At 67.2% G+C, this 22,450-nt stretch carries 23 protein-coding genes; 10 read left to right on the forward strand and 13 right to left on the reverse strand.

Annotated features, from left to right (window positions below; genetic code table 11):
* The first annotated feature begins 54 nt into the window (after positions 1-54).
* Positions 55-1,161, forward strand: a complete 1,107-nt coding sequence (locus ACFVIV_RS24020) for an ABC transporter substrate-binding protein (RefSeq protein ID WP_379200019.1) — start codon at positions 55-57, stop codon at positions 1,159-1,161.
* A 6-nt stretch (positions 1,162-1,167) separates the two neighbouring features.
* On the opposite strand, the gene ACFVIV_RS24025 is transcribed toward ACFVIV_RS24020, so the two are convergent.
* From ACFVIV_RS24025 to mgtE, 3 genes are all read right to left on the reverse strand, one after another.
* On the reverse strand, positions 1,168-1,386 hold the full coding sequence (locus tag ACFVIV_RS24025) for a hypothetical protein (protein ID WP_379199840.1): 219 nt from the start codon (positions 1,384-1,386) through the stop codon (positions 1,168-1,170).
* 141 nt (positions 1,387-1,527) lie between these two features.
* The gene (gene nrdF / locus ACFVIV_RS24030; protein ID WP_379199841.1) at positions 1,528-2,490 is read right to left on the reverse strand and encodes a class 1b ribonucleoside-diphosphate reductase subunit beta; all 963 of its coding nucleotides are present in this window, start codon (positions 2,488-2,490) and stop codon (positions 1,528-1,530) included.
* A gap of 234 nt (positions 2,491-2,724) precedes the next feature.
* On the reverse strand, positions 2,725-4,173 hold the full coding sequence (gene mgtE, locus ACFVIV_RS24035) for a magnesium transporter (protein ID WP_379199843.1): 1,449 nt from the start codon (positions 4,171-4,173) through the stop codon (positions 2,725-2,727).
* 530 nt (positions 4,174-4,703) lie between these two features.
* Between mgtE and ACFVIV_RS24040 the strand changes: the two genes are divergently transcribed.
* The 5 genes from ACFVIV_RS24040 to ACFVIV_RS24060 all read left to right on the forward strand — a co-directional run bounded on the left by ACFVIV_RS24040 (position 4,704) and on the right by ACFVIV_RS24060 (position 9,331).
* Complete coding sequence (locus ACFVIV_RS24040) at positions 4,704-5,372, forward strand: response regulator transcription factor (RefSeq protein ID WP_379199845.1); 669 nt, start codon at positions 4,704-4,706, stop codon at positions 5,370-5,372.
* Complete coding sequence (locus ACFVIV_RS24045) at positions 5,369-6,673, forward strand: sensor histidine kinase (protein ID WP_379199847.1); 1,305 nt, start codon at positions 5,369-5,371, stop codon at positions 6,671-6,673. The genes ACFVIV_RS24040 and ACFVIV_RS24045 overlap by 4 nt, the downstream gene beginning before the upstream one ends.
* Positions 6,674-6,787: 114 nt before the next feature.
* A complete protein-coding gene (locus ACFVIV_RS24050) occupies positions 6,788-7,441 on the forward strand; it encodes a histidine phosphatase family protein (protein ID WP_379199848.1) in 654 nt (217 codons plus the stop codon).
* A 93-nt stretch (positions 7,442-7,534) separates the two neighbouring features.
* Positions 7,535-8,023, forward strand: coding sequence for a hypothetical protein (locus ACFVIV_RS24055; RefSeq protein ID WP_379199850.1), 489 nt, complete (start codon positions 7,535-7,537; stop codon positions 8,021-8,023).
* Between the two features lie 498 nt (positions 8,024-8,521).
* A complete protein-coding gene (locus ACFVIV_RS24060) occupies positions 8,522-9,331 on the forward strand; it encodes an NmrA family NAD(P)-binding protein (RefSeq protein ID WP_379199852.1) in 810 nt (269 codons plus the stop codon).
* Between the two features lie 7 nt (positions 9,332-9,338).
* Here the strand turns inward: ACFVIV_RS24060 and ACFVIV_RS24065 are convergent, their stop codons facing one another.
* From ACFVIV_RS24065 to ACFVIV_RS24090, 6 genes are all read right to left on the reverse strand, one after another.
* The gene (locus tag ACFVIV_RS24065) at positions 9,339-9,995 is read right to left on the reverse strand and encodes a DJ-1/PfpI family protein (protein WP_379199854.1); all 657 of its coding nucleotides are present in this window, start codon (positions 9,993-9,995) and stop codon (positions 9,339-9,341) included.
* A gap of 86 nt (positions 9,996-10,081) precedes the next feature.
* Complete coding sequence (gene nrdE / locus ACFVIV_RS24070) at positions 10,082-12,187, reverse strand: class 1b ribonucleoside-diphosphate reductase subunit alpha (RefSeq protein WP_379200021.1); 2,106 nt, start codon at positions 12,185-12,187, stop codon at positions 10,082-10,084.
* A 35-nt stretch (positions 12,188-12,222) separates the two neighbouring features.
* Complete coding sequence (gene nrdI, locus ACFVIV_RS24075) at positions 12,223-12,684, reverse strand: class Ib ribonucleoside-diphosphate reductase assembly flavoprotein NrdI (RefSeq protein ID WP_379200023.1); 462 nt, start codon at positions 12,682-12,684, stop codon at positions 12,223-12,225.
* 75 nt (positions 12,685-12,759) lie between these two features.
* A complete protein-coding gene (locus ACFVIV_RS24080) occupies positions 12,760-12,999 on the reverse strand; it encodes a redoxin NrdH (RefSeq protein ID WP_379199856.1) in 240 nt (79 codons plus the stop codon).
* Between the two features lie 653 nt (positions 13,000-13,652).
* Positions 13,653-14,714, reverse strand: coding sequence for a phosphotransferase family protein (locus tag ACFVIV_RS24085; protein ID WP_379199858.1), 1,062 nt, complete (start codon positions 14,712-14,714; stop codon positions 13,653-13,655).
* Between the two features lie 133 nt (positions 14,715-14,847).
* Positions 14,848-15,414 (reverse strand): NAD(P)H-dependent oxidoreductase, encoded by a 567-nt coding sequence (locus ACFVIV_RS24090; protein ID WP_379199860.1) that lies wholly within the window; start codon positions 15,412-15,414, stop codon positions 14,848-14,850.
* A gap of 156 nt (positions 15,415-15,570) precedes the next feature.
* On the opposite strand from ACFVIV_RS24090, the gene ACFVIV_RS24095 reads away from it, so the two are divergent.
* Positions 15,571-16,176 (forward strand): TetR/AcrR family transcriptional regulator, encoded by a 606-nt coding sequence (locus ACFVIV_RS24095; protein ID WP_379200025.1) that lies wholly within the window; start codon positions 15,571-15,573, stop codon positions 16,174-16,176.
* Positions 16,177-16,340: 164 nt separating this feature from the next.
* On the opposite strand, the gene ACFVIV_RS24100 is transcribed toward ACFVIV_RS24095, so the two are convergent.
* A complete protein-coding gene (locus ACFVIV_RS24100) occupies positions 16,341-16,910 on the reverse strand; it encodes an NADPH-dependent FMN reductase (protein WP_379199862.1) in 570 nt (189 codons plus the stop codon).
* 96 nt (positions 16,911-17,006) lie between these two features.
* On the opposite strand from ACFVIV_RS24100, the gene ACFVIV_RS24105 reads away from it, so the two are divergent.
* Together ACFVIV_RS24105 and nadE are read left to right on the forward strand one after the other, a co-directional pair.
* Positions 17,007-17,636: a TetR/AcrR family transcriptional regulator gene (locus tag ACFVIV_RS24105; protein WP_379199864.1), complete on the forward strand. Its 630-nt coding sequence runs from the start codon at positions 17,007-17,009 to the stop codon at positions 17,634-17,636.
* Positions 17,637-17,645: 9 nt separating this feature from the next.
* Positions 17,646-18,485 carry an ammonia-dependent NAD(+) synthetase gene (gene nadE, locus ACFVIV_RS24110; protein WP_379199865.1) on the forward strand — a complete coding sequence of 280 codons (840 nt, stop codon included), beginning with the start codon at positions 17,646-17,648 and terminating at the stop codon, positions 18,483-18,485.
* A gap of 67 nt (positions 18,486-18,552) precedes the next feature.
* Here the strand turns inward: nadE and ACFVIV_RS24115 are convergent, their stop codons facing one another.
* The 3 genes from ACFVIV_RS24115 to moaA all read right to left on the reverse strand — a co-directional run bounded on the left by ACFVIV_RS24115 (position 18,553) and on the right by moaA (position 20,979).
* Complete coding sequence (locus tag ACFVIV_RS24115) at positions 18,553-19,527, reverse strand: aldo/keto reductase (protein WP_379199867.1); 975 nt, start codon at positions 19,525-19,527, stop codon at positions 18,553-18,555.
* Between the two features lie 158 nt (positions 19,528-19,685).
* Positions 19,686-19,928: a MoaD/ThiS family protein gene (locus tag ACFVIV_RS24120; protein ID WP_379199869.1), complete on the reverse strand. Its 243-nt coding sequence runs from the start codon at positions 19,926-19,928 to the stop codon at positions 19,686-19,688.
* Positions 19,921-20,979: a GTP 3',8-cyclase MoaA gene (moaA, locus tag ACFVIV_RS24125; protein WP_379199871.1), complete on the reverse strand. Its 1,059-nt coding sequence runs from the start codon at positions 20,977-20,979 to the stop codon at positions 19,921-19,923. The genes ACFVIV_RS24120 and moaA overlap by 8 nt, the downstream gene beginning before the upstream one ends.
* Positions 20,980-21,065: 86 nt before the next feature.
* On the opposite strand from moaA, the gene glp reads away from it, so the two are divergent.
* Complete coding sequence (gene glp, locus ACFVIV_RS24130) at positions 21,066-22,271, forward strand: gephyrin-like molybdotransferase Glp (protein WP_379199873.1); 1,206 nt, start codon at positions 21,066-21,068, stop codon at positions 22,269-22,271.
* The last annotated feature ends 179 nt before the right edge of the window (positions 22,272-22,450 follow it).

Raw genomic sequence — 22,450 nt, forward strand, 5'->3', positions numbered from 1 at the left:
CCTACTCTGTGTCGTAATTGGGTAGGGGGGCGAGTGGTGAGTACGCTGCCAGCCATGCCGGTGCGCGAGTCCGCTTCCACCCGAAACACGTTCGCCTCCCCAGCTGCCCCCGCGCGACGTTTGCGCACCTGGGGGGTGGTTCTCGCGGCGGCCGCGGTCCTACCGGGGCTACTCGCCGGATGTTCCGGATCCGATGATGACGCGATGAACTCGATTGTGCGCACCACCACCAATATCGCCGGAGCCGGCGTGGTGGGTCTGGAGCGCGACACCGCCAAAGCGTGCGCGCTGCCGAGTTCGCCCGATTCGTCGTCGGGGACGCGGACCATCACCAGTGCGGCGGGGACCGCCGAGGTGCCCGCCGATCCGAAACGCATCGTGGTGCTGTCCACCGCGGCGCTCGACGCCACCTGCGCGCTCGGATTGTGGGAGCGAGTGGTCGGCGCGGCAACGGTTTCCGGGCCGACGCCGCAGCCGTCGTATCTGGGGTACGGGATCTCCGCGATTCCCGATGTGGGCTCGGTCGAGCAGCCCGATCCGGCGAAAGTCGCGGCGCTGAAACCGGATGTGATCATCGGGACGGCGGCCGACGGGGCGCAGTATCAGGCCATGCGCGAGATCGCGCCGACCGTGCTGGTCGGCGACGACTTCGGCTGGCAGGCCGAGTTCACCTCGTTCGCCGAGGCGATGGGGCGCAAGACGGCGGCGGCCACGGTGCTCGAGGACTATCGGACCGTGGCCACCGATACCGGGAATGCGGTCGCGGCGAATCTGACCCAGGCGTCGGTGCTGCGCTTCGAGCGCGACGACATCCAGGTGCAGGGGCTCGACAGCTTCGCCGGGCAGGTGCTCACCGATGCCGGAGTGCAGCGGCCCGGACCGCAGCGGGTCGTCTCCTACGATGTCGGCGCGGATCTGAGCGCGCAGCAGACCCGGGACCGGATCGAGGGCGATATCGCCTATGTCATGTTCGACGGGCCCGACGGTCTGGACTTCGGCAAGAAGACCATGAGCGGCGATGACTGGAAAGAGCTCAGCGTGTCCGGCGACAAGCGGGTGTTCGCGGTCGAGGACAGCATCTGGCACGGTTCCGGGGTCATCGCCGCTCGGGCATTGCTGGACGATATCCGCAAGACGCTCAACGGATATGTGACCGACTGAGCGAAATCAGCCCTGCAGGTAGAGATTCCAGGTGCCGTCGACGGCTTCGCGGCACTGGTAGTTGGTCCAGTCCGGGTGCGCGGGGCCGTTGGCGCCATCGGCCTCGCAGGCGGCCAGCGTGCCGTAGTTGCCGTAGTAGACCTCATCGGCATGGGCGATCGCCGAACCCGAGGCGACGACGCCGAGAGCCAGTGCACCGGCCGCGAGAACTGTCTTGAACTTCATGTGTCGCAAAACCTTTCGTAGCGGTGGCCGATCGGCCACCGCTACGAATTCATCATGCGAACCGTGAAGGATTCGTGATCATGCGCCGGCGCATGGAAAGGGGTCGCAGGGGCTTCCCCTGCAACCCCTACCTAGGGCGGACTAGAACTCCCAGTCCTCATCCTCGGTGTTCACGGCCTTGCCGATCACGTAGCTCGAGCCCGAGCCGGAGAAGAAGTCGTGGTTCTCGTCGGCGTTGGGCGACAGCGCCGACAGGATCGCCGGGTTCACATCGCACTCGTCCTTGGGGAACAGGCCCTCGTAGCCGAGGTTCATCAGCGCCTTGTTGGCGTTGTAGCGCAGGAACTTCTTGACGTCCTCGGTGAGACCGACCTCGTCGTAGAGATCCTGGGTGTACTCGACCTCGTTCTCGTACAGCTCGAACAGCAGCTCGAAGGTGTAGGACTTGAGCTCGTCGCGTTCGGCCTGGGAGACCAGCTCCAGGCCCTTCTGGAACTTGTAGCCGATGTAGTAGCCGTGCACGGCCTCGTCGCGAATGATCAGGCGGATCATGTCGGCGGTGTTGGTGAGCTTGGCCCGCGAGGACCAGTGCATGGGCAGGTAGAAGCCGGAGTAGAACAGGAAGGACTCCAGCAGGGTGGAGGCCACCTTGCGCTTGAGCGGATCCTCGCCGTTGTAGTACTCCAGCACGATCTCGGCCTTGCGCTGCAGGTTCCGATTCTCCTCGGACCAGCGGAAGGCCTCGTCGATCTCCTTGGAGGAGCACAGCGTGGAGAAGATCTGGCTGTAGCTCTTGGCGTGCACCGACTCCATGAAGGCGATGTTCGTCAGCACCGCTTCCTCGTGCGGGGTCAGCGCATCCGGGATGAGGCTGACCGCGCCGACCGTGCCCTGGATGGTGTCCAGCAGGGTGAGGCCGGTGAAGACCCGCATGGTCAGCTGCTTCTCATTGGGGGTCAGCGTCGCCCAGGACGGGATGTCGTTGGACACCGGGACCTTTTCCGGCAACCAGAAGTTGCCCGTGAGCCGATCCCAGACCTCCGAATCCTTCTCGTCCTGCACGCGGTTCCAGTTGATCGCGCTTACCCGATCGATCAGCTTCACACCCGCTCACTCACCCTTCTCAGCTCACCGGACCATGCGGAATTCCTTGCCCTGAACACTACTACTGGTAGGTGACAGACTCACGCAGCACAACACCTTGTGTCGAGGCGTTGTCCTGGGAGAATGCCGGAGAGGGTGCGGCAGGGCACTGCACCGACCGGAAATCTACAGCGGTGCAATCGGTCACAGCAGGTCGGGGCGGGTATCGAACCCGCCCCCACCGCCAGTTGCCGATCAGATGCCGAGCACCAGTTTCGCGGTGGTGAAGTAGATGATGAGGCCGGTCGCGTCGACCAGGGTGGTCACCATCGGCGCGGAGATCACAGCCGGATCGATGCGCAGCTTCTTGGCCAGCAGCGGCATGGTGCCGCCGATCGTCGCCGCCCAGCCGCAGATGAGCACCAGCGTGATCCCCACCACCACAGCGATTTTCGCGCCCACGAAGAGCGCGCCGATCACCATGCCGACCACCGCGAGCATGCCGCCGAGCACCAGGCCCACCCGGCATTCGCGCCAGATCACCTTGAACAGATCCGAGACGCGGACCTCCCCGACCGCCAGCGCGCGCACGCACGAAGTCGCCGCCTGCGCACCGGCATTGCCGCCCGCGCCGATGAGCAGCGGGATGAACAGCGCCAGCTGCGCCACCTGTTCGAGGGTGCCGGAGAAGAAGTCGGTGACGCTCACCGTCAGCGTCGCGGCCAGCAGCAACAGCATGAGCCACAGGGCGCGGTAGCGGGCCAGCTGGAACACCGTGGCGGCCATGTAGTGGCCCTCCCACGGCGCGGCGCCGGCCTGGCGGGCCACGTCCTCGCTGTCGGCGGCCTCGATGACCTCGATGGCGTCGTCGATGGTGAGCAGACCGACCAGGCGGTCCTCGCTGTCCACCACCGGCAGGTTGATGAGGTTGGTGCCCTGCATGAGGCGCGCGGCCTTCTCCGCCGAATCGGTGGCGCGCACGAAGACCGGCTCGGACTCCACCAGGTCGGCGATCATGGCGTCCGGGGAGCTGAGCACCAGCTCGCGCAGTTCGACGATGCCGATGAGGCGGCGGCCCGCGTCCACGACCGGCAGGGTGTAGACGGTTTCGGCGTTCGCGCCCTCGGTGCGCACCATGTGCAGCGCCTGCGCGACGGGCAGATTGCGCGGCAGCGCAACGACTTCCGGCGTCATGTAGAGACCGACGGAGCCCTCCGGGTAGCCCAGCAGTGCCGCGGTCATGCGGCGTTCGCGCGGGCTCAGGCCGGCGAGGACCTTCTTGGCGACCTTGGCGGGGGCTTCGCGCAGCATGCGGGCGCGGTCGTCGGGATCCATCTCCTCGACGAGCTCGCGGAAGGCGTGATCGCGCAGGCCGGTGAGAATCTGCTGCTGGTCGACCGGTTCCAGCTCCTCGAAGACGTCGAGGGCGCGGTCCTTGTCGAGCAGGCGGAAGGCCATGCCCGCGGAGACGGCGTCCATGCGCGAGATCTCGTCGGCGATGACGTGCGGGGGATGGTTGTCCAGCCACTCCAGGGTGGCGGCCACGTGATGGCCGCCGGCGATATCGCGCAGCGAATCACCCTCGGAGCACAGCGTGCCGCGGCCGGTGGCGCGCGACTGGAGCTCCTCGGGCAGGGTGTTTTCGGGCAGCGTCGGAAGGACGGCGGGCAGCGTCGAAACGACGGGCAGATCGGTCTGCGTCATGGCGGAACCTCGGCCGGAACGGCGAGTCGTGGGTGAGCGGATGGATACACCGAGTCACACCGCGAGGCACCGACCCTTACCGCCGGTAATGGAACTACCGGCAGGTGGAGGGGGCGGCGCCGCGCGGCCTTCGACTGGGGGGTTCGCTACGCATGCAACCCACCTCCTCGAAGCCGTCGTGCACCATGTACGTCACCCGCCACCGGCGGGTGGGCCGCCCCGGGTGGACACGAATTCACCCGGCGACGACGCAAAAAGCATCCTTGTGCAGGATACCGGCCGACACCAAATCACGCCCGGCGCGGTGCGCGACACACCGATGTGGAAGGTGCGACACACCGAGCGGGCAGCACGATCGGAAACGTGGCTCGACCCGGCGGGTATTCCCGTGAGAGGGTCGGGCACACAGCCGATGCTCTCGTCGACCGTCGCGGCAGCCGGATCGCCGGGATAATTTTCCGATAATTTCGAGGTCATATGCGGTCGCGAGCCATTGGGCGGTCGACCAGCATGGCTTAGTCTCTGCCTCTGTGCGTGTTTTGGTGCTGGAGGACGATCAGCAACTCAGTCGTGAGGTGACCGACGGGCTGCGCTCGGCCGGTTTCGCGGTGGATCATGCCTGCGATATCGCGGACGCCGATTTCAAGATCGCCATCAACCGGTACGACTGCCTGGTGGTCGATCGCGGGCTGCCCGACGGCGACGGGCTCGATCTCGTCGCGAGCACCCGCAGCGCCGGGCATACCGTGCCCGCGCTCATGCTGACCGGGCGCGACGGGCTCGACGACCGGCTGGCCGGATTCGAGCACGGGGCCGACGACTACCTCACCAAGCCCTTCGCGCTGCCCGAGCTGGTGATGCGGGTGCGAGCGCTGTGCCGGCGCCGCGAACAGCCGACCGCGTCGCGAATCACACTGGGCGACATCGAGATCGACCTCATGCGGCGGCGGGTGTCGCGCGGGGGCATCATGCTGACCCTCACCCCCAAGGAATTCGCCGTGCTGGAATTGATGGCCGCGCGCCGCGGCAGCGTGGTCACGCGCACCGATCTCATCGAATGCTGCTGGGACGAAATGGCCGAGCCCGCATCGAATGTGGTGGACGCCGTCGTGGCGAAGCTGCGGCGCAAGCTCGGCGAGCCCTGCGTGATCGAAACCGTGCGCGGCACCGGGTTTCTCATCTCCGGCGAGGCGGCATGAGCGCGCATCGCTCCCCCGCCGTGGCCCGGCTGCGGCGCGTCCGATGGATGATGACCGGGCTGGTCACCGTCATCACCGCGACCACCGTGCTGATCTTCGGATTCGTCGCCGCCTCCGTCGATTCCCGGTTCCGCACAGCCGATTCCGATCTGCTCGCGCAGAAGGTGTCCTCCGGGCTGGCCCGCGCCATCCAGTACGACCAGGAAACGAAGAGCCTGGATCTGTCCCAGGTCGTCGACGACGAGCTCGCCATGGGCACGGCCGGGGTGATCGTGGCGGTGCGCGGGCCGGGTGAGCCGTGGAAGCAGGCGCACACCTATGAGCGCTCCAAAATGCCCAGCGACAGCGAGATCTCGACGCTGGCGACGCAGACCGAGGATCACTCCGACGGCACCATCTACACCGAGACGGTGTTCACCACCACCGATATCACCGGGCGCGAGGTGCGCGTCGTGGGGACGCCGGTGTACTGGTCGGATTGGGACAATATCGTCGTCATCCTGGCCAGCAGCGAGGCCGTCTCCGATGCCGGCGCGCATCGAATGCTGGTGCTGTGGCTGGCGATCGGCGGCTTCGCGCTCGTGGCCGTGGCCACCGCCGCCGCCTATCTGCTCTCCGGCCGCAGCCAGCGCGAGGCGCTGCGCATGCTCGACGAGCACGAACAGTTCCTCGGCGATGCCGCGCACGAATTGCGCACGCCGCTCACCACTTTGAAGCTGCTCACCGAATCGCGGCCGAAACCCGAGGAGGTGCAGCAGACCCTCGCCGAGGCCCGCCGCCTCGCCGACCGCATGGCCCGTCTCGTCACCGGCCTGCTCGCGCGCGCCCGCATGCAATCGGGCATCGCCGAACCCGAGCGCACCATGCTGCGCCTGGACCAGCTCGCCGAAGCCGTCGCCGAGGAGGCCGCCGATCCGCGCCTCGTGGTCACCGCCCACCCGTCGGTGGTCGTCGGCGATCCGGCGCTGCTCAGCCTCGCCATCCGGAACATGCTGGAGAACGGCCTCACCCACGGGGCGGTGAACCGCGCCGCGCCCGTGGAAGTCCATGTCGCCGAGGGCCGTGTCTCGGTCCGCGACCACGGTCCCGGCGTGGATCCGGTCATGTCCGCCAGCCCCTTCAACCGGGGCGCGGCCGGGCGCACCGGCCGCAATGGCATCGGGCTGGCCCTGGTCGCCTGGGTGGCCCAGGCGCACGGCGGCAATGCCTCCATCGAGCCCGCCGTCGGCGGCGGCACCATCGCCACCCTGTGGCTCCCGCCCGCCGACATCACCGCCGGAGCCCAGCCCGCCCGCATGTGATCCCCGACCGCCCGGACCGTATCGACGATCCGGGCGGTTGACCCTACCCGCCCGGTAGGTAACAAACCGCCCGGTCCGGTGGCATCCCTTGCCGACCTGTGCTGGGCTACGACCGTGACGCTGGAATCACTGACGATGGTCCGCCACGGCGAAAGCACCGCCAATGCGGCCCTGGCCGCCGCGATCCGAGTCGAAGCCGAGGAATTCGACAAGGGCACAAGAGATCCCGACGTCGGCATGTCCGCCCGCGGCCGCACCCAGGCCGCCGCCCTGCACGCCTGGCTGGCCACCCAGCCCCCACCCACCACCATCCTCTCCTCCCCCTACCGCCGAGCCCGCGAAACCGCCGAAATCGCGCTGCACGACCTCCCCCTCCCCCGCGTCCGCCTCGACGAACGCCTCCGCGACCGCGACACCGGCATCCTCCACGGCCTCACCGCCCTGGGCGTCCGCCGCCGCCACCCCGCCGAGCATCGCGAACGAGAACGCCTGGGCCGCTTCTACTACCGCCCACCCGGCGGCGAATCCTGGCCCGACGTAGCCCTCCGCCTCCGCCCCCTCCTCCCCGAACTAACCGGCCACACCCTCATCTTCACCCACGACATAGTCATCGTCATGACCCGCTACATCCTCGCCAACCTCACCGAACCCGAAATCCTCAAAATCGAATCCACCCAACTGGCCAACGCCTCCATAACCCGTTGGGAACGAACCTCCTCCGGCCTCCGCCTCACCACTTACAACGACACCACTCATCTGACGTCCTAACCGTCACAAATTCTGAAAAAATTCAGAACTTCCTCCTACAATCGAGGTCACAGGGCAGGCAGCAAGCCGAACCCGCCGATCCGGAGGGGCGACGTGGTCACCGAGGTGCAGTGGAGCGAGCTACAGCGAGACCCCAAACAGGTCGCACGTCTAGCAGACGAGGGAGCCGTACGGGTCCGGCGACGCGACGGTGCCCCGCTTCTTCTGATCCGAGAGGACCGCGTCGAAGCCACCTCCGAAGGATCGGTTACAGCGGCCCGCGCACTCCGAAATGTGCTGATGCACCTTCCGCGGGAGGCTGCCGTCGCCGCCTTGCTGGATGAATTTCCGTGGGTGGACGTGCTGCCCGAGGCGTCTCAGGCCCTGTTCGTCAAGGATTTCGCCAGGGCTTTCCAGGCTTCGGCCGAGCTCGGCGAATGGTCGGTTCTCGCGCAGACCGTTCGCGAATGGCGTAGCACCGCAGCGATTGCCGCCGACCCCGTGCTCGCCGAAGAACTCAGCCGACCGATCGGGGGAGACTTCGATTTCGGACCGGTGCCCGAGCCCGTGCGAGAGGCGGCGGATGACCGCGAAGAGGGGTGACCGCGTAGCGCCGCCCGGACGGCCCGGCGCATGGGAAAGCACGTTTCGCAACATCGGATGCCGCAAAGGGGTGGGAAGAACTGTGCCGAACCGCGCGATCCAACACTTGGGAAGCGTGGATCGTACTGACCGAACAACCCACGACGCCGCAGAATCCGCAACGGCAGCACAGACTTCGGGCACCCTACGACACCCACAACCTCGGCGGAGTCAGCTTCGAGCAATGGCAATACGAAGTCACCGCCGGCGGCAGGATCTGGTACTGCCCGGACCCGGATCGACACATTGTCTGGATAGTGAAAGCGGCCTGCGGCCATCCGAAGCAAACCGAATGAGTTCTTCACGGGTAGCGATGGACGGCCCGCTTCCTCTCAATGACGGTCGCCCGCACCGATTTTCGTGACCACCTGATCGTATTCCCGATTTCGCTGAGAGCGATGGCAGTTGACCTCGAGTTTTGTTGGGGTTTTAGCGTCGGGGTGACGGAAGGAGAAGGTCATGACGACGTTGGTTACGGGTGCTACGGGGAATACCGGGCGGCATGTGGTGGCGGAATTGGTGCGGCGGGGGGAGCGGGTTCGGGCGTTGACTCGGGATCCGGGGGCGGCTGCGCAGGTGCTGCCGGGTGGGGTGGAGTTGGTGGCGGGAACGCATACTGCGCCAACGACTTTGGGGGCGGCGCTGGAGGGGGTCGAGCGGCTGCACATCACTGTGACGGCGGGACTGGCGGAGGTGGGGCCGGAGTTGGTGCGGCGGGCTGTGGATGCGGGGGTGCGGCGGATCACCGTGGTGTGGGGTGGCGGGGTCGGGCCGGTGGAGCAGGCGGTGGCGGAATCGGGGGTGGAGTGGACGCGGTTGGAGCCGCAGGAGTTCATGTCGAACACGCTGACCTGGGTTGATTCGATTCGGGCCGACGGGGAAGTCCGGGAGCCCTATGACAATCTCAGTGCGCTGGTGCATGAGGCCGATATCGGCGCCGTGGCCGCGGTCGCGCTGCTCGAGGACGGGCATGCCGGGCGCGCGTACAACCTCACCGGGCCGGAATCGCTGACGCCGACCGAACGGATCGCCTTGTTGTCCAAGGTGATCGGGCGCGACATCAGGTTCGTCCGGATGACTCATGAGCAGGCCGTCGAACGGCTGATGAGCACCGGCGTATCGCGGGCGGACGCCGACTATGTGATCGGCTGGTATGCCGCGCCGACGCCCGATTCCACGACGGTCGACGATACGGTCCCCCGGGTGCTCGGCCGCCCGGCCCGGACGTTCGCGCAGTGGGTGGACGAGCACGCGGACCGCTTCCGGTAGGCCGCAATCACTTTCGCGGGTCCACCGAACCGAGTTTCCACTCCTCGCCCGCCGGCCAGTCGGTGCCGGCGGGCGGTTGCGGGTCGTATTGGATGCCGCGGCGCACCCAGCGGGCGCGGTCGTCGCCGGCCAGGCGCTGGAGCAGGTGCAGGGCCATATCGGTGCCGGCGGAGACGCCCGCGGAGGTGATGATGTCGCCATTGTCGACGTAGCGTTCGTCGGGGCGGACGTCGATGCTCGGGTCGATCTGCGCGAGGACGTCGAGCGATAGCCAATGCGTCGTGGCGGGACGCCCGGCCAGCAGACCGGCGGCGGCGAGGACCAGGGAGCCGGTGCACACGCTGGTGATGAGCGGGGTCGTCTCACGGACCGCGCGCAGCCATTCGAGCATGGGCTGGTCGTGAATCATGGGCCGGGTGCCCCTACCGCCGGGAAGCAGCAGCACATCCGGATTCGGCATCGTCCCGAACGAGTGGTCCGGCGTGACGCGCAGCCCCTTCGCGCAGGTGACCATCGCGCCGTCCCGGGACACGGTGAACACCTCCCACCCGTCCTCGGGCACGGTGCGCGTCCAGAACGCCAGCACCTCCCACGGCCCGGCGAAGTCCAGTTCCTCGACACCGTCGAAGAGCACTATCGCGATCTTGCGCGTCGGTTCGGCCATCCCTCGATCGTGCCACTCGGCCGCACGCGGAAATGCGCAGGGCGCTCCCGGAAATGTCCGGGAGCGCCCTGTGAATGCCGCTGCGGCTACAGCATGCAGCTCACGCAGCCCTCGACTTCGGTGCCCTCCAACGCCATCTGGCGGATGCGGATGTAGTAGAGGGTCTTGATGCCCTTGCGCCAGGCGTAGATCTGCGCCTTGTTGACGTCGCGGGTGGTGGCGCTGTCCTTGAAGAACAGCGTCAGCGACAGGCCCTGGTCCACGTGCTGGGTCGCCGCGGCGTAGGTGTCGATGACCTTCTCGTAGCCGATCTCGTAGGCGTCCTGGAAGTAGTCCAGGTTGTCGTTGGTCAGGTAGGGGGCCGGGTAGTAGACGCGGCCGATCTTGCCTTCCTTGCGGATCTCGATCTTCGACGCCACCGGGTGGATGGAGCTGGTGGAGTGGTTGATGTAGGAGATCGAACCGGTCGGCGGGACCGCCTGCAGGTTCTGGTTGTAGATGCCGTGCGCCATCACCGAGGCCTTCAGCTCCCGCCAGTCCTCCTGGGTGGGCACGTGAATGCCGGCGTCGGCGAAGATCTGGCGCACGCGGTCGGTCTTGGGCTCCCACGCCTGCTCGGTGTACTTGTCGAAGTACTCACCGGACGCGTACTTCGACTCGGCGAAGCCGCCGAAGGCGCGACCGCGCTCGATGGCGATCATGTTCGAGGCCCGGACCGCGTGGTAGGCGATCGTGTAGAAGTAGATGTTCGTGAAATCGACGCCCTCTTCGGAACCGTAGAAGACACGCTCACGAGCCAGATAGCCGTGCAGGTTCATCTGCCCCAGGCCGATGGCGTGGGATTCGTTGTTGCCCTGCTCGATCGACGGCACCGAGTAGATGTGGGTCTGATCCGAGACGGCGGTGAGCGCGCGGATCGCGGTCTCCACGGTCTTGCCGAAGTCCGGCGAGTCCATGGTCTTGGCGATGTTCAGCGAGCCCAGGTTGCAGGAGATGTCCTTGCCGACCTTGGAGTAGGACAGGTCGTCGTTGAACTCCGACGGGGTGGAGACCTGCAGGATCTCCGAGCACAGGTTGGAGTGGGTGATCTTGCCCTTGATCGGGTTCGACCGGTTCACGGTGTCCTCGTACATGATGTACGGGTAGCCGGATTCGAACTGCAGCTCGGCAATGGTCTGGAAGAACTCGCGCGCCTTGATCTTCGACTTGCGGATGCGCTTGTCGTCGACCATCTCGTAGTACTTCTCGGTGACATTGATGTCGGCGAACGGCACGCCGTAGATGCGCTCCACGTCGTACGGCGAGAACAGGTACATGTCCTCGTTCTTCTTCGCCAGCTCGAAGGTGATGTCCGGGATCACCACACCGAGGGACAGCGTCTTGATGCGGATCTTCTCGTCCGCGTTCTCGCGCTTGGTGTCCAGGAAGCGGTAGATGTCGGGGTGGTGGGCGTGCAGGTAGACCGCGCCCGCGCCCTGGCGCGCACCCAGCTGGTTGGCGTAGGAGAACGAGTCCTCCAGCAGCTTCATGATCGGGATGACGCCCGAGGACTGGTTCTCGATCTTCTTGATCGGCGCGCCGGTCTCACGAATATTGCTGAGCAGCAAGGCCACACCGCCGCCGCGCTTGGACAGCTGCAGGGCGGAGTTGATGGAGCGCCCGATGGACTCCATATTGTCCTCGATGCGCAGCAGGAAGCAGGACACCGGCTCGCCGCGCTGCTTCTTGCCGGAGTTGAGGAAGGTCGGGGTGGCGGGCTGGAAGCGCCCGTCCATGATCTCCTCGACCAGTTCCTGCGCGAGGGTCTCGTCACCGGCGGCCAGGGTCAGCGCCACCATGCACACGCGATCCTCGAAGCGCTCCAGGTAGCGCTTGCCGTCGAAGGTCTTCAGCGTGTAGCTGGTGTAGTACTTGAACGCGCCGAGGAAGGTCGGGAAGCGGAACTTCTTGGCGTACGCCTGCTGGAACAGCGTCTTGATGAACGGACGGCTGTACTGGTCCAGCACCTCGGTCTCGTAATAGTTCTCCTTGACGAGGTAGTCGAGCTTCTCGTCGAGGTTGTGGAAGAAGACCGTGTTCTGGTTGACGTGCTGCAGGAAGTACTGGTGCGCGGCCTCGCGGTCCTTGTCGAACTGGATCTCGCCATTGGGGCCGTACAGGTTCAGCATCGCGTTGAGCGCGTGGTAGTCCAGTCCCGCCGTATTGGAGTCGCCGCTGACGGGGCGCTCTACGCGGGCAGTCTTTCCGACCGGTGCTGTTGTCGTTGCCAAAACAATCCCAATCCCTCTCGGACGCGCTCGACGTCCTCGGCAGTTCCCATGAGTTCGAAGCGATACAGGTACGGGACCCCTGTCTTGCGCGAGATGACTTCTCCCGCAAAGCAGTACGTATCGCCGAAGTTCGTATTGCCGGCCGCGATGACGCCGCGAAGAAGTTCGCGGTTGTGCGGATCGTTGAGAAACTTGGCCACCTGACGGGGGACGAATTCCTTCTCGGATCGCTCACCACCCAAAACGTGCCGACCGCCACCGTAGGTGGGGACGATCAGCACGTAGGGTTCGTCGACTCGCAGTGAGTCGGCAGTATGCAGCGGTATGCGAACGGCGGGGACGCCCAGCCGTTCGACGAAGCGGTGCGTGTTCTCCGATGCGCTGGAGAAGTAGACCAGATTCGGTGTCCGCGTGGACATCTCGGTCATCTCCCCTCCTCTCGTCTCGGGGCGAACCCGCTGGAGCAGCCGATTAACAGTCAGCTGCTCGGCCCGCTAGGCGACGGCGACGGCGGTGGCGAGCGCCTTGATGCGGTCCGGGCGGAAGCCGGACCAGTGATCGTCACCGGCGACGACGACGGGGGCCTGCAGGTAGCCCAGGGCCATCACGTAGTCGCGGGCTTCGGGGTTCTCGGAGATGTCGATGACGTCGTACTCGACGCCGATCTTGTCGAGGGCTTTGTAGGTGGCGTTGCACTGAACACAAGCGGGCTTCGTGTACACGGTGATGGTCATTGGTGTCCCCTTCTCCTTGCCTTCGATCCGTATGCAGTGCACGGCTGAAACAAGATCCTCTGATTGCTTCGCAAACCCCTGGAAGCGAGACCGAAGCCCCTGGTCGCGCGGCTTCGCTCGAAGCTCTTGCAGCACGCCTTTCCAGCACCCAAGACACTACACCTAGTGGCCGACAGATTCATACAACACGACATGTTGCGACTCACATCAATGAAATTCGATCGCCGGAAGTACCAGGAAGCTCGATTCGCAACTCGACACGACTGAGGTGCAGATCACAATTTGGACATCCAGCTCATTTCCAGCAAACCCACCATTCACGCTGATCAACACCCATCACGCCAGTAACACCCGCCCCGCCCCACAAGGCCGTTCCCGCCGCCCACCCATCCCTGCCCCCAATTCCAGGGCCCCGCCCGCATCGGCGTGTCGCGGAACAACTCTCGTAACTCTCAGGGGCTCCGCCCCCGAACCCCCACTAGATCTCGGGGCTCCGCCCCGAACCCCGACCGATCCCGGAGCTTGCCCCCGACCCCCGACCAATCCCGGGGGCTCGCCCCAGACCACTTCGGGGCTCCGCCCTCCGGACCCACAAGAACGCCCTCCGGACCCACAAGAACCCCGCCGCCCATCAGGCCGACGCCCCCATCGGATCAGCGATAGCCCGCCAGCCCGTCGGCGAGTTCCTCCTCATCGTTGTCCTCCGCCGCGGCGAGGGCTTGCTGCAGCGCAAAGGTGGCCGCGATTGCGCGCGCACGGTTGAGCAAATCGGCCGAGCTCTCGATCCCGGCTCGGTCGACCACTTCGGACGCCACGGCCCAGCCGTAGCTCGCCGCGATGGAGGCGACGTCTTCGGCCGGATCGCCGAGGGCCGCGCCATCCCAGTCGATGACCCCAACCAGTCGCGGCAGACCGTCGGCGCGCTGCCCGTCGAGCCGGCCATCCGTGAGCGGCTGCGGCGACTCCGCCGAACCGCGCGGACGGTGCACGCTCGCCACTGATGGAGCCGTCGCCTCCGGCGCAGAGCTGCTGTCCCACAGCATGTTCTCCGCGCCGAGGTCGCCGTGCACCAGCGACGCATGCCCGCCCCCGAGCGACTGGACCGCGGCGAGTTTGCGGTCGGCGCGAGTTCGGCCGCGTGGGGACATCAGCGGGTACAGCCGGTCGCGGACCCCGGAGGCGAACTCCGCCCACTGACCAGAGCCGTTGCGCGGCAGCACCTTCAGGAGGTCGCCGGGGACAGCGGACATCGCCCGCAGCAGGCGGGCCAGCTCAGCGGCGACGTGAGCGCAGACCACAGGATTCGTATCGTCGACTGCGGTCAGCACCCAGCCCGGAACTTTGGTCAGTACCAGCCCGGCCCGACCGGCAAGAGCCACTTCATCCGCGGCGGTGGGCTCGAGCGGCACCGGCGTCGCGACACCGAGATCGATCCGAGCAATGGCACACAGCACTTCCCGCTCACCGGACATCCGCGCCGCCGCAGCGTCGGTCCGAGCAAACCGGTAAACCCGGTCCGCCGCGACCACCACGTCATGGAACTGTCCCCGATACACCGTCACGCACTCATGCTTACCGGTCCAGGTGACGGTGGAGCGGTGGGTGTCGCCGGGGTGGGTTCGGGCGTCGTCGTAGGAGACGGGTGGGGCGGGGTTGGCCTCCCGCCAGGCGGTGATGAATTGGCGGGGGTGGCACTGGGTGGGGAGGGCGGCCATGCAGTAGCGGCTCCAACGGGAGTTGCCTGCCGGTTGCTACATGGCTCGACGCTGGTCAGCGGTGGCCGGAGATGCGCCAGGCCACGGCGGAGCAGCCGTGGCCTTGTGCTGGATTCAGTTGTGGCGAGCGGGACTACGCGGTCGCTTTCACCGCCGCGGCGTCGGCGAGCAGGCGGACGGTGGCGGCCAGTTGGGTGAGGGCCTCGGCATCGTCGGCGGGATGCGTCTCGCCGAAGCGCTGGCCGATGCCGCCGAAGTTCAGGGAACCGTCCTCGACCACCTCGGCGCCGGCGACCCCGAGGGCCTTCACCGCGTCGCCGTGCGACCACTTGGCCGCATTGGAGCTGATGGACGCGCTGACCACGGCCACCGGCTTACCCTTGATCGCGCCCGCGGCGTAGGGGCGCGAGGCCCAGTCGATGGCGTTCTTCAGGACGGCGGGCAGCGTGCCGTTGTATTCGGGGGTCACCAGCAGCAGGCCGTCGGCCGCGGCGACCGCTTCGCGCAAAGCCTGCGCGGCGGGCGGGACTTCACCCGCTACATCCAGATCCTCGTTGTAAAAAGGAATATCGGCGAGGCCATCGTAGATCTCGACCGCGACGCCCTCCGGGGCGGTCGTGGCGGCGGCCTCGGCCAGGCGGCGGTTGATCGAGGCGGCGCGAAGGCTGCCCACTAATGCGAGAAGACGGGTCTGCGACATGGTCATCACTCCTGCGGTACCGATCCAGCGGTGGAAGTTTCACCATCCACCAACCGGACCGCAGTCCGTTTTCATTCCCGCCAGCGCAGCGGTGACACTGTGACACCCGGCACGCCGGCGGACGAGCCCGCTCCGCCCACCCTGCCCATCGAGCCGATCGATACCCAGACGCCACCTTCGCACGCCGTCCCGCTGCTCACAACCGGAAGCCAGGAACGCAGCGATGCCGCCCGCAACCGGCAACTGCTCCTCGACGCGGCCGAGGCCCTGGTCCGCGAGCAGGGCGCGGACGCGGTGACCATGGACGCGGTCGCCAAACGCGCCGGCGTCGGCAAGGGCACGGTATTCCGCCGCTTCGGCAATCGCGCCGGCCTCATGCTCGCCCTGCTCGACCAGTCCGAGCAGAAACGCCAGGCCGCCTACATGTTCGGCCCGCCCCCGCTGGGCCCCGGCGCGCCACCGGTCGAGCGCCTGGTCGCCTTCGGCCGCGCCCGCCTGGCCGGTATCGATATCGAGGGCGAGATCCGCCGCGCCGCCGACGCGGGCGAACGCTATTCCAGCGCGCCGTACAACATCATGAAGACCCACGTCGCAATGCTGTTGCGCCAGGCGGGAACTCCGGGCGACATCCCACTCTTGGCGGATTCCCTGCTGGCCGCCCTCGACGCCGCCTTGGTCCTGCACCAGACCCGCAACCTCGGTTACACCCTCGACCAGATCGGCGACCACTGGGAGTCCCTCGTCCGCCGCGCCACAATCTGAAGCAACGCCGACCGGGAACTGGTGGCGGGGGCTACTCGGCGAATGCCGCCACCAGTTCCCGGTGATCAACCGTCCAGGCGGATCGGCGCAAACGAAGGCCGAAAACGGCCGAGGCCGCGACCGAGAAGTCGCGGCCTCGAGGCGTGTTCGGTTGCGGGAAGCGATCAGGCGGAGGCGCCGATGAGGGCGTTGCGCTGGATCTGCACCACCAGGGCGGCGATCAGGCCCGCGATGAGGTTGCGGCTGGTCTCGTCGGCCAGGTTGCCCTGCTCGTCGAAGCGGGTGTAGTTGGCGCCGACGTAGACCTCGGGCTTGCTGACGACCTTGGCGTCGACCTGATGGAAGACGTCGCGCAGGTGGTTCTGGGCGCGGACGGTGCCGAAGGGGCTGCCGGAGGCGCCCATGATGGCGATGGACTTGTCGGTCAGGACCGACTCGCCGTAGGGGCGGGACAGCCAGTCGAGCAGGTTCTTCAGTCCGCCCGGGATGCTGTAGTTGTACTCGGGGCTGGCAATCAGGACGCCGTCGGCGGCGGCGACCCGCTCGCGCAGCGCGGTCACCGCGGCGGGGACATCGCCTTCGAGGTCCTCGTCGAAGTAGGGCAGGTCGCGCAGACCCTCGTAGATCTCGATCTCCACGCCCTCCGGCGCGAGTTGCTGTGCGGCGCGCAGCAGCGCGGTATTGGAGGATGCGGCCCGCAGGCCACCGGAAATGGCGAGGATCTTGATCGTCATAGCTAACTCCTGATGCTCTCTGGCGCTGTGCCGCGCTTACGCTAGCATCTAACCGGACCATGGTCCACTTTCATTCCCGACAAAGGAGTCGACAGCGTGACACCGGACACACCGGCTCTACACCTCGGCGCAGGGCTGCCGCTGGCGGACGGCGAAACTCCCGAGCGAGCCGATGCCGCCCGCAATCGAAAGCTGTTGCTGGACGCGGCATCCGAGCTGGTGCGTCGCCACGGCGCGAATGCCGTCACCATGGACGCGGTCGCCAAGCAGGCGGGCGTCGGCAAAGGGACGGTGTTCCGGCGCTTCGGCAGCCGTGCCGGATTGATGAACGCGCTGCTGGACGCCTCCGATCGGGAATTGCAGGGCGCGTACATGTTCGGGCCGCCGCCGCTGGGGCCGGGCGCGCCGCCGCTGGAACGGCTGGTCGCCTTCGGCCGGGCCCGGTTGTGCTACACCGAGATCGAGGGCGATGTGCTGCGCGCCGCCACCGATCTGCCGCAACGCTATTCCGGCGCACCGTACGCGGTGATGAAGACCCATGTGTCGATGCTGCTGCGTCAGGCCGGCGCGCCCGGCGATATCACCCTGCTCGCCGATGCGCTGCTCGCCTCGCTGGAGGCCGCGCTGGTGCTGCATCAGATGCGCGAGCTCGGCTATTCGCGGACGCAGATCGGCGACAACTGGGAGGCCCTCGTCCGCCGCGTCGTCCCGGCGACCACGCAGTAGAGTGTGGCCATGGGGAACCTGCGCGAACAGATCATCGCCGAGTTGGGCGTGCTGCCGTCCATCGAACCGAAGAACGAAGTGCGGCGTCGCATCGACTTCCTCAAGGACTATCTACGGTCCACTCCCGCACAGGGTTTCGTGCTCGGCATCAGCGGCGGCCAGGACTCCACGCTGACCGGCCGGCTGTGCCAGCTGGCCGCCGAGGAATTGCGCGCCGAGGGCGTCGACGCCAAGTTCATTGCGGTCCGGTTGCCCTACGGCGTGCAGGCCGATGAACAGGACGCCCAGATCGCCCTGAGCTTCATTCAGCCGGATCGGTCGATTGTCGTGAACGTCAAGCCGAGCGCGGATGCCGCGGCCGAGGAGGCCGCCTACGGCATCGACGAGTTGCTCGGCGGCGAGACCCGGCTGCGAGACTTCGTGCGCGGCAATATCAAAGCCCGTGAGCGCATGGTTCTGCAGTACGCCGTGGCCGGGCAGCTCAATCTGCTGGTCGTCGGCACCGACCACGCCGCCGAGGCGGTCACCGGCTTCTTCACCAAATACGGTGACGGCGGTGTCGACATCACGCCGCTGACCGGGCTCACCAAACGCCAAGGCGCGGCCCTGCTCCAGGAGCTCGGCGCACCGCCCAGTGTCTGGCAGAAGGTCCCCACCGCCGACCTCGAGGACGATCGCCCGGCGCTGCCCGATGAGGAGGCCCTGGGCATGAAGTACTCCGAGATCGACGACTACCTCGAGGGCAAGGACGTCGCGCCCGAGATCGCGGAGCGCGTCGAAGCCGTCTTCCGCAATACCCGCCACAAGCGCGCCGTGCCGGTGACGCCGCTCGACACCTGGTGGAAGTAGCCTCCTCGCTTCGGTTCTCGCGCCCGCTCCGTGTGCACGGGGCGGGCGCTGCCGTTCGCGGGGTCGATCAGCGTGGGTCGAGTCTGGTCGCGGCGTGGCCGAATGCGTGCGGGTGGGATTGGCATTCGGTGATGAAGTCGGCGAGGTAGCCGGGCTCGAAGGGGGCGGCGGCCTCCAGTTCGCGGACCGCTTCCTCCGGGAGAGTCACTTGTGCCGCGGCCAGGTTCTCGGTGAGCTGGGCGGCGGTGCGGACACCCACGATGGGCACGACCGTGCGGGAGCGGTGGCGAGTCCAGGCGATGGCGACCTGCGCCGGGGTCGCCCCCAGCTCGGCCGCGACCTTCGCCACGGCCGTGGCGGCGGCGCGATCACGAGCGGTGAGCTGCGACCGGTCGACGCGGCGGCTCTTATCGGAGACGGTGAGCTTTCCCGCCGCCATTGGGGCCCAGGTGGTGACGGTCAGGCCGAATGCTTCGGCCATGGGCAGCAATTCGCGTTCGATATCGCGGGTCAGCAGGTTGTAGGGCACCTGGAGGCCGCTGAACTGGGTCCGATCACGCCACTGCGCAAGGGTGTTGGCGCGGGCCACCACCCAGGCGGGGGCGTCGGAGATGCCGATATAGAGGACCTTCCCCGACTGCACGGCATCGTCGAGGGCGCGCATGGTTTCTTCCAGCGATGTGTGGCGGTCCCACAGATGCACCCAGTAGATGTCGATGTAGTCGGTGCGCAGGCGGCGCAGACTGCGTTCGAGCGAGAGCGTCAGATTCTTGCGGTGATTGCCCGCGGCATTGGCATCGTCGGGATCGCGGCTGAGGGTGTATTTGGTGGCGAGGACGAAACGGTCACGCCCGGTGAGGATTTCCCCCAGCAGGGCCTCGCCGTCACCGTAGGCCGAGGCCGTGTCGAGGACATTGCCGCCGGCGTCGGCATAGGCGTCGACGATGCGCTTCGACTCGGCCGGATCGGCGAAGGTCATGGTGCCCAGGATGATTTCGGAGATGCGCAGGCCGGTGGCGCCGAAGAGACGGTATCGCAGCATGCGGCCAGTCTCGCGCCGGTTCGTGGCGGTAGGGAGACCCTCGCAGGGCCACCCTTGTGCCCGGGCGAATCCGAAACAGCGCCGACCGGGAACTGGTGGCGGACCTTACTCGGCCGATGCCGCCACAGATTCCCGGTGATCACATGTCCAGGATGGTGCTAGCCGCCGGCGAAGGGTGGGAGGACATCGACGCGGGGGGTGAGGGGGGTGGTGGCGTCGCGGGTGAGTTCGTCGCCGATTAGGTAGGCGCAGACCTTGAGCATGGGATCCAGGTCGGGGCCGTACGTCGTGGCGAGGGTGGTACGCAGGTCGGCGACCGTGGCGCCCGCCGGGAGGTCGAGGGTTTCGCTGGTTTTGCCGACGGCGTCGGCTATGGCTGCGAAGTAGCGGACCTCAACCACCGATTGCTCCCATCGTTCGGGTGGGCGGGACGAAACCGGCGGCGTCGATACCGTGCCCTGCCCATTTGTTCCACATGGCGCCGCGCCACAGGGTAGCGATCTCGTCGTCGCTCGCGCCGGAGCGCAGGGCGGCGCGGATGTCGTATTCCTGATCGCTGAACAAGCAGGAGCGGATGCGGCCGTCGGCGGTGAGGCGGGTGCGGTCGCAGTCGGAACAGAAGCTGCGGGTCACCGAGGCGATGATTCCGACGGTGGCCGGGCCGCCGTCCACCTGCCATTGTTCGGCGGGGGCGGCGGGGTCGTCGCGGCCGACCTCGGTGAGGGTGAAGCGTTTGCCCAGGACGTCGAGGAGTTCCTCGGCGGTGATCATGTTCGCGCGCGCCCACTCGTGGTCGGCGTCGAGCGGCATCTCCTCGATGAAGCGCAACTCGGCCTGCTCGTCGATGCACCATTGCAGTAGATCGGCCGCGCCGCCGAGGGTTTCGCGCATGAGCACGGCATTGACCTTGATGGGTGTGAGACCGGCCTCGCGGGCGGCCCGGATACCGGAGAGCACCGAGTCCAGGCGGTCGCGCCGGGTGAGTTTGGCGAAGCCGTCGCGGTCCACGGTGTCGAGGGAGACATTGATCCGGTTCAATCCGGCTTCGGCGAGTTTGCGGGCGCGATGCTGGAGGCCGACGCCATTGGAGGTCATGGCCAGTGGCGTGTCCGGCAGGGCCGCCCGGCAGCCCGCGATGATCCGCTCCAGGTCGCGGCGCATGAGTGGTTCGCCGCCGGTGAAGCGGACCTCGTGCACGCCCAGCTCGCGGACCGCCAGCACCACCAGTCGCACGATTTCGTCCGCGCTCAGCAGTTCATCGGCCGGAATGGCGGGCAGGCCCTCTTCGGGCATGCAATACGTGCAGCGCAGCGAGCATTTCTCGGTGATGGACACCCGCAGGTCCCGGGCCGTGCGGCCGAAGCGATCCACGAGGTAGGGGGTGTCGGGCCGGCCGTCCAAGGAGGGGCGCCCAGCTCGTACTGCGGGCATCCCCATAGCGACGACGGTCATTCGACCATTATTACCGGTCGCAGGGCCCGGTCGCGTAGTGGAATCATTCAAGTTTTTGCGGCCGGACAGGCATTAGGCTCAGCGACATGACCTATCGGCACACTCTCGCCCACGCCAGGTCCGTGGACGACCATCGGCAACGCATCGAGGACTTGCTGAGCCCCTTGGCCGCCCGTACCAGCGAACGAGTGCCCGTCACGGCGGCCCTCGGACGGCGACTCGCCGAGGATGTGTACTCCCCCCTTGATCTGCCGGTGTTCCGCAATTCGTCGATGGACGGCTACGCGGTGCGCGCGGACTCGGTGGCGATCGTGCCGGTGACGCTGCCGCTGGCCGGGGTCATCGCGGCCGGGAACACCGGCGAGCTCACCCTGCCCGCCGGCGCGGCCCTGAAGGTCATGACCGGCGCGCCCATGCCCGCCGGCGCGGATTGCGTGGTGCCGGTGGAGCACACCAAGGTCCACGGCGAGGCCATCACCATCGAGAAGTCCCGCGCCGCCGGGGATTTCGTCCGCGAGCCCGGCACCGACGTGCGGGCGGGCGAACTGCTCGTCCCCGCGGGCACCGTGCTCCTCCCCCGCCATATCGCCGCGCTGGCCGCCGTCGGCCTGCCCGACCTGCCGGTCACCCGCCGCGTCCGCGCGGCCGTCCTCACCACCGGCGACGAACTGGTGTCCGCCGGAACCCCGCTGCTGCCGGGCCAGATCTACAACTCCAACGGCATAGCCCTGGCCGCGGCCCTCACCGACAACGGCGTGGATGTGGTCTCCCTCGCCCACTCCACCGACGACCACGACGAATTCCGCAACCGCCTGTCCGAGGCCACCGCGGCCGCCGACCTCGTCTTCACCTCCGGCGGCGTCTCCATGGGTGATTTCGAGGTCGTGAAAGACGTCCTCACCCCCCTCGGCGGCGAATTCGGCCCGGTCGCCATCCAGCCCGGCGGCCCCCAGGGCGTGAGCGTGATCGACAACGTCCCGGTCCTGAGCTTCCCCGGCAACCCGGTCAGCACCATGGTCTCCTTCGAGGTCTTCGCCCGCCCGATCCTGCGCCGCCTCGCCGGCCTCCCCGACATCGAAACCACCGACCTCCCCCTCCTGGACCCGGTCCGCTCCCCCAACGGCAAACGCCAATTCCTCCGCGGCCGCCGCACCGACACCGGCGTCGCCCTGGTCGCAGGCCAGGGCTCCCACCTCATCGCCTCCATGGCCCAGGCCGATGTCCTCATCGACATCCCCGCCACCGCGACCGAACTCCCCGCAGGCACGATCGTCTCCGTTCAGGAGCTCTAAGCGCCCGCTCGGATTTCTCCTCGTCATCCCGCCACGGTTCTCCTCGTCATCCCGCCGCGGTTCTCCTCGTCATCCCGCCGCGCCTCCCCTCGTCATTCCGGCGCATTTCACCTCGTCATTCCGGCGTGGGGTTGGGCGGGATGCAAAAACGTTTTGGGGATACCCCGCAAAAGAAAACC

Origin of the sequence: Nocardia sp. NPDC127526 (genome assembly GCF_042672265.1) — a bacterium.
Taxonomy (GTDB): domain Bacteria; phylum Actinomycetota; class Actinomycetes; order Mycobacteriales; family Mycobacteriaceae; genus Nocardia.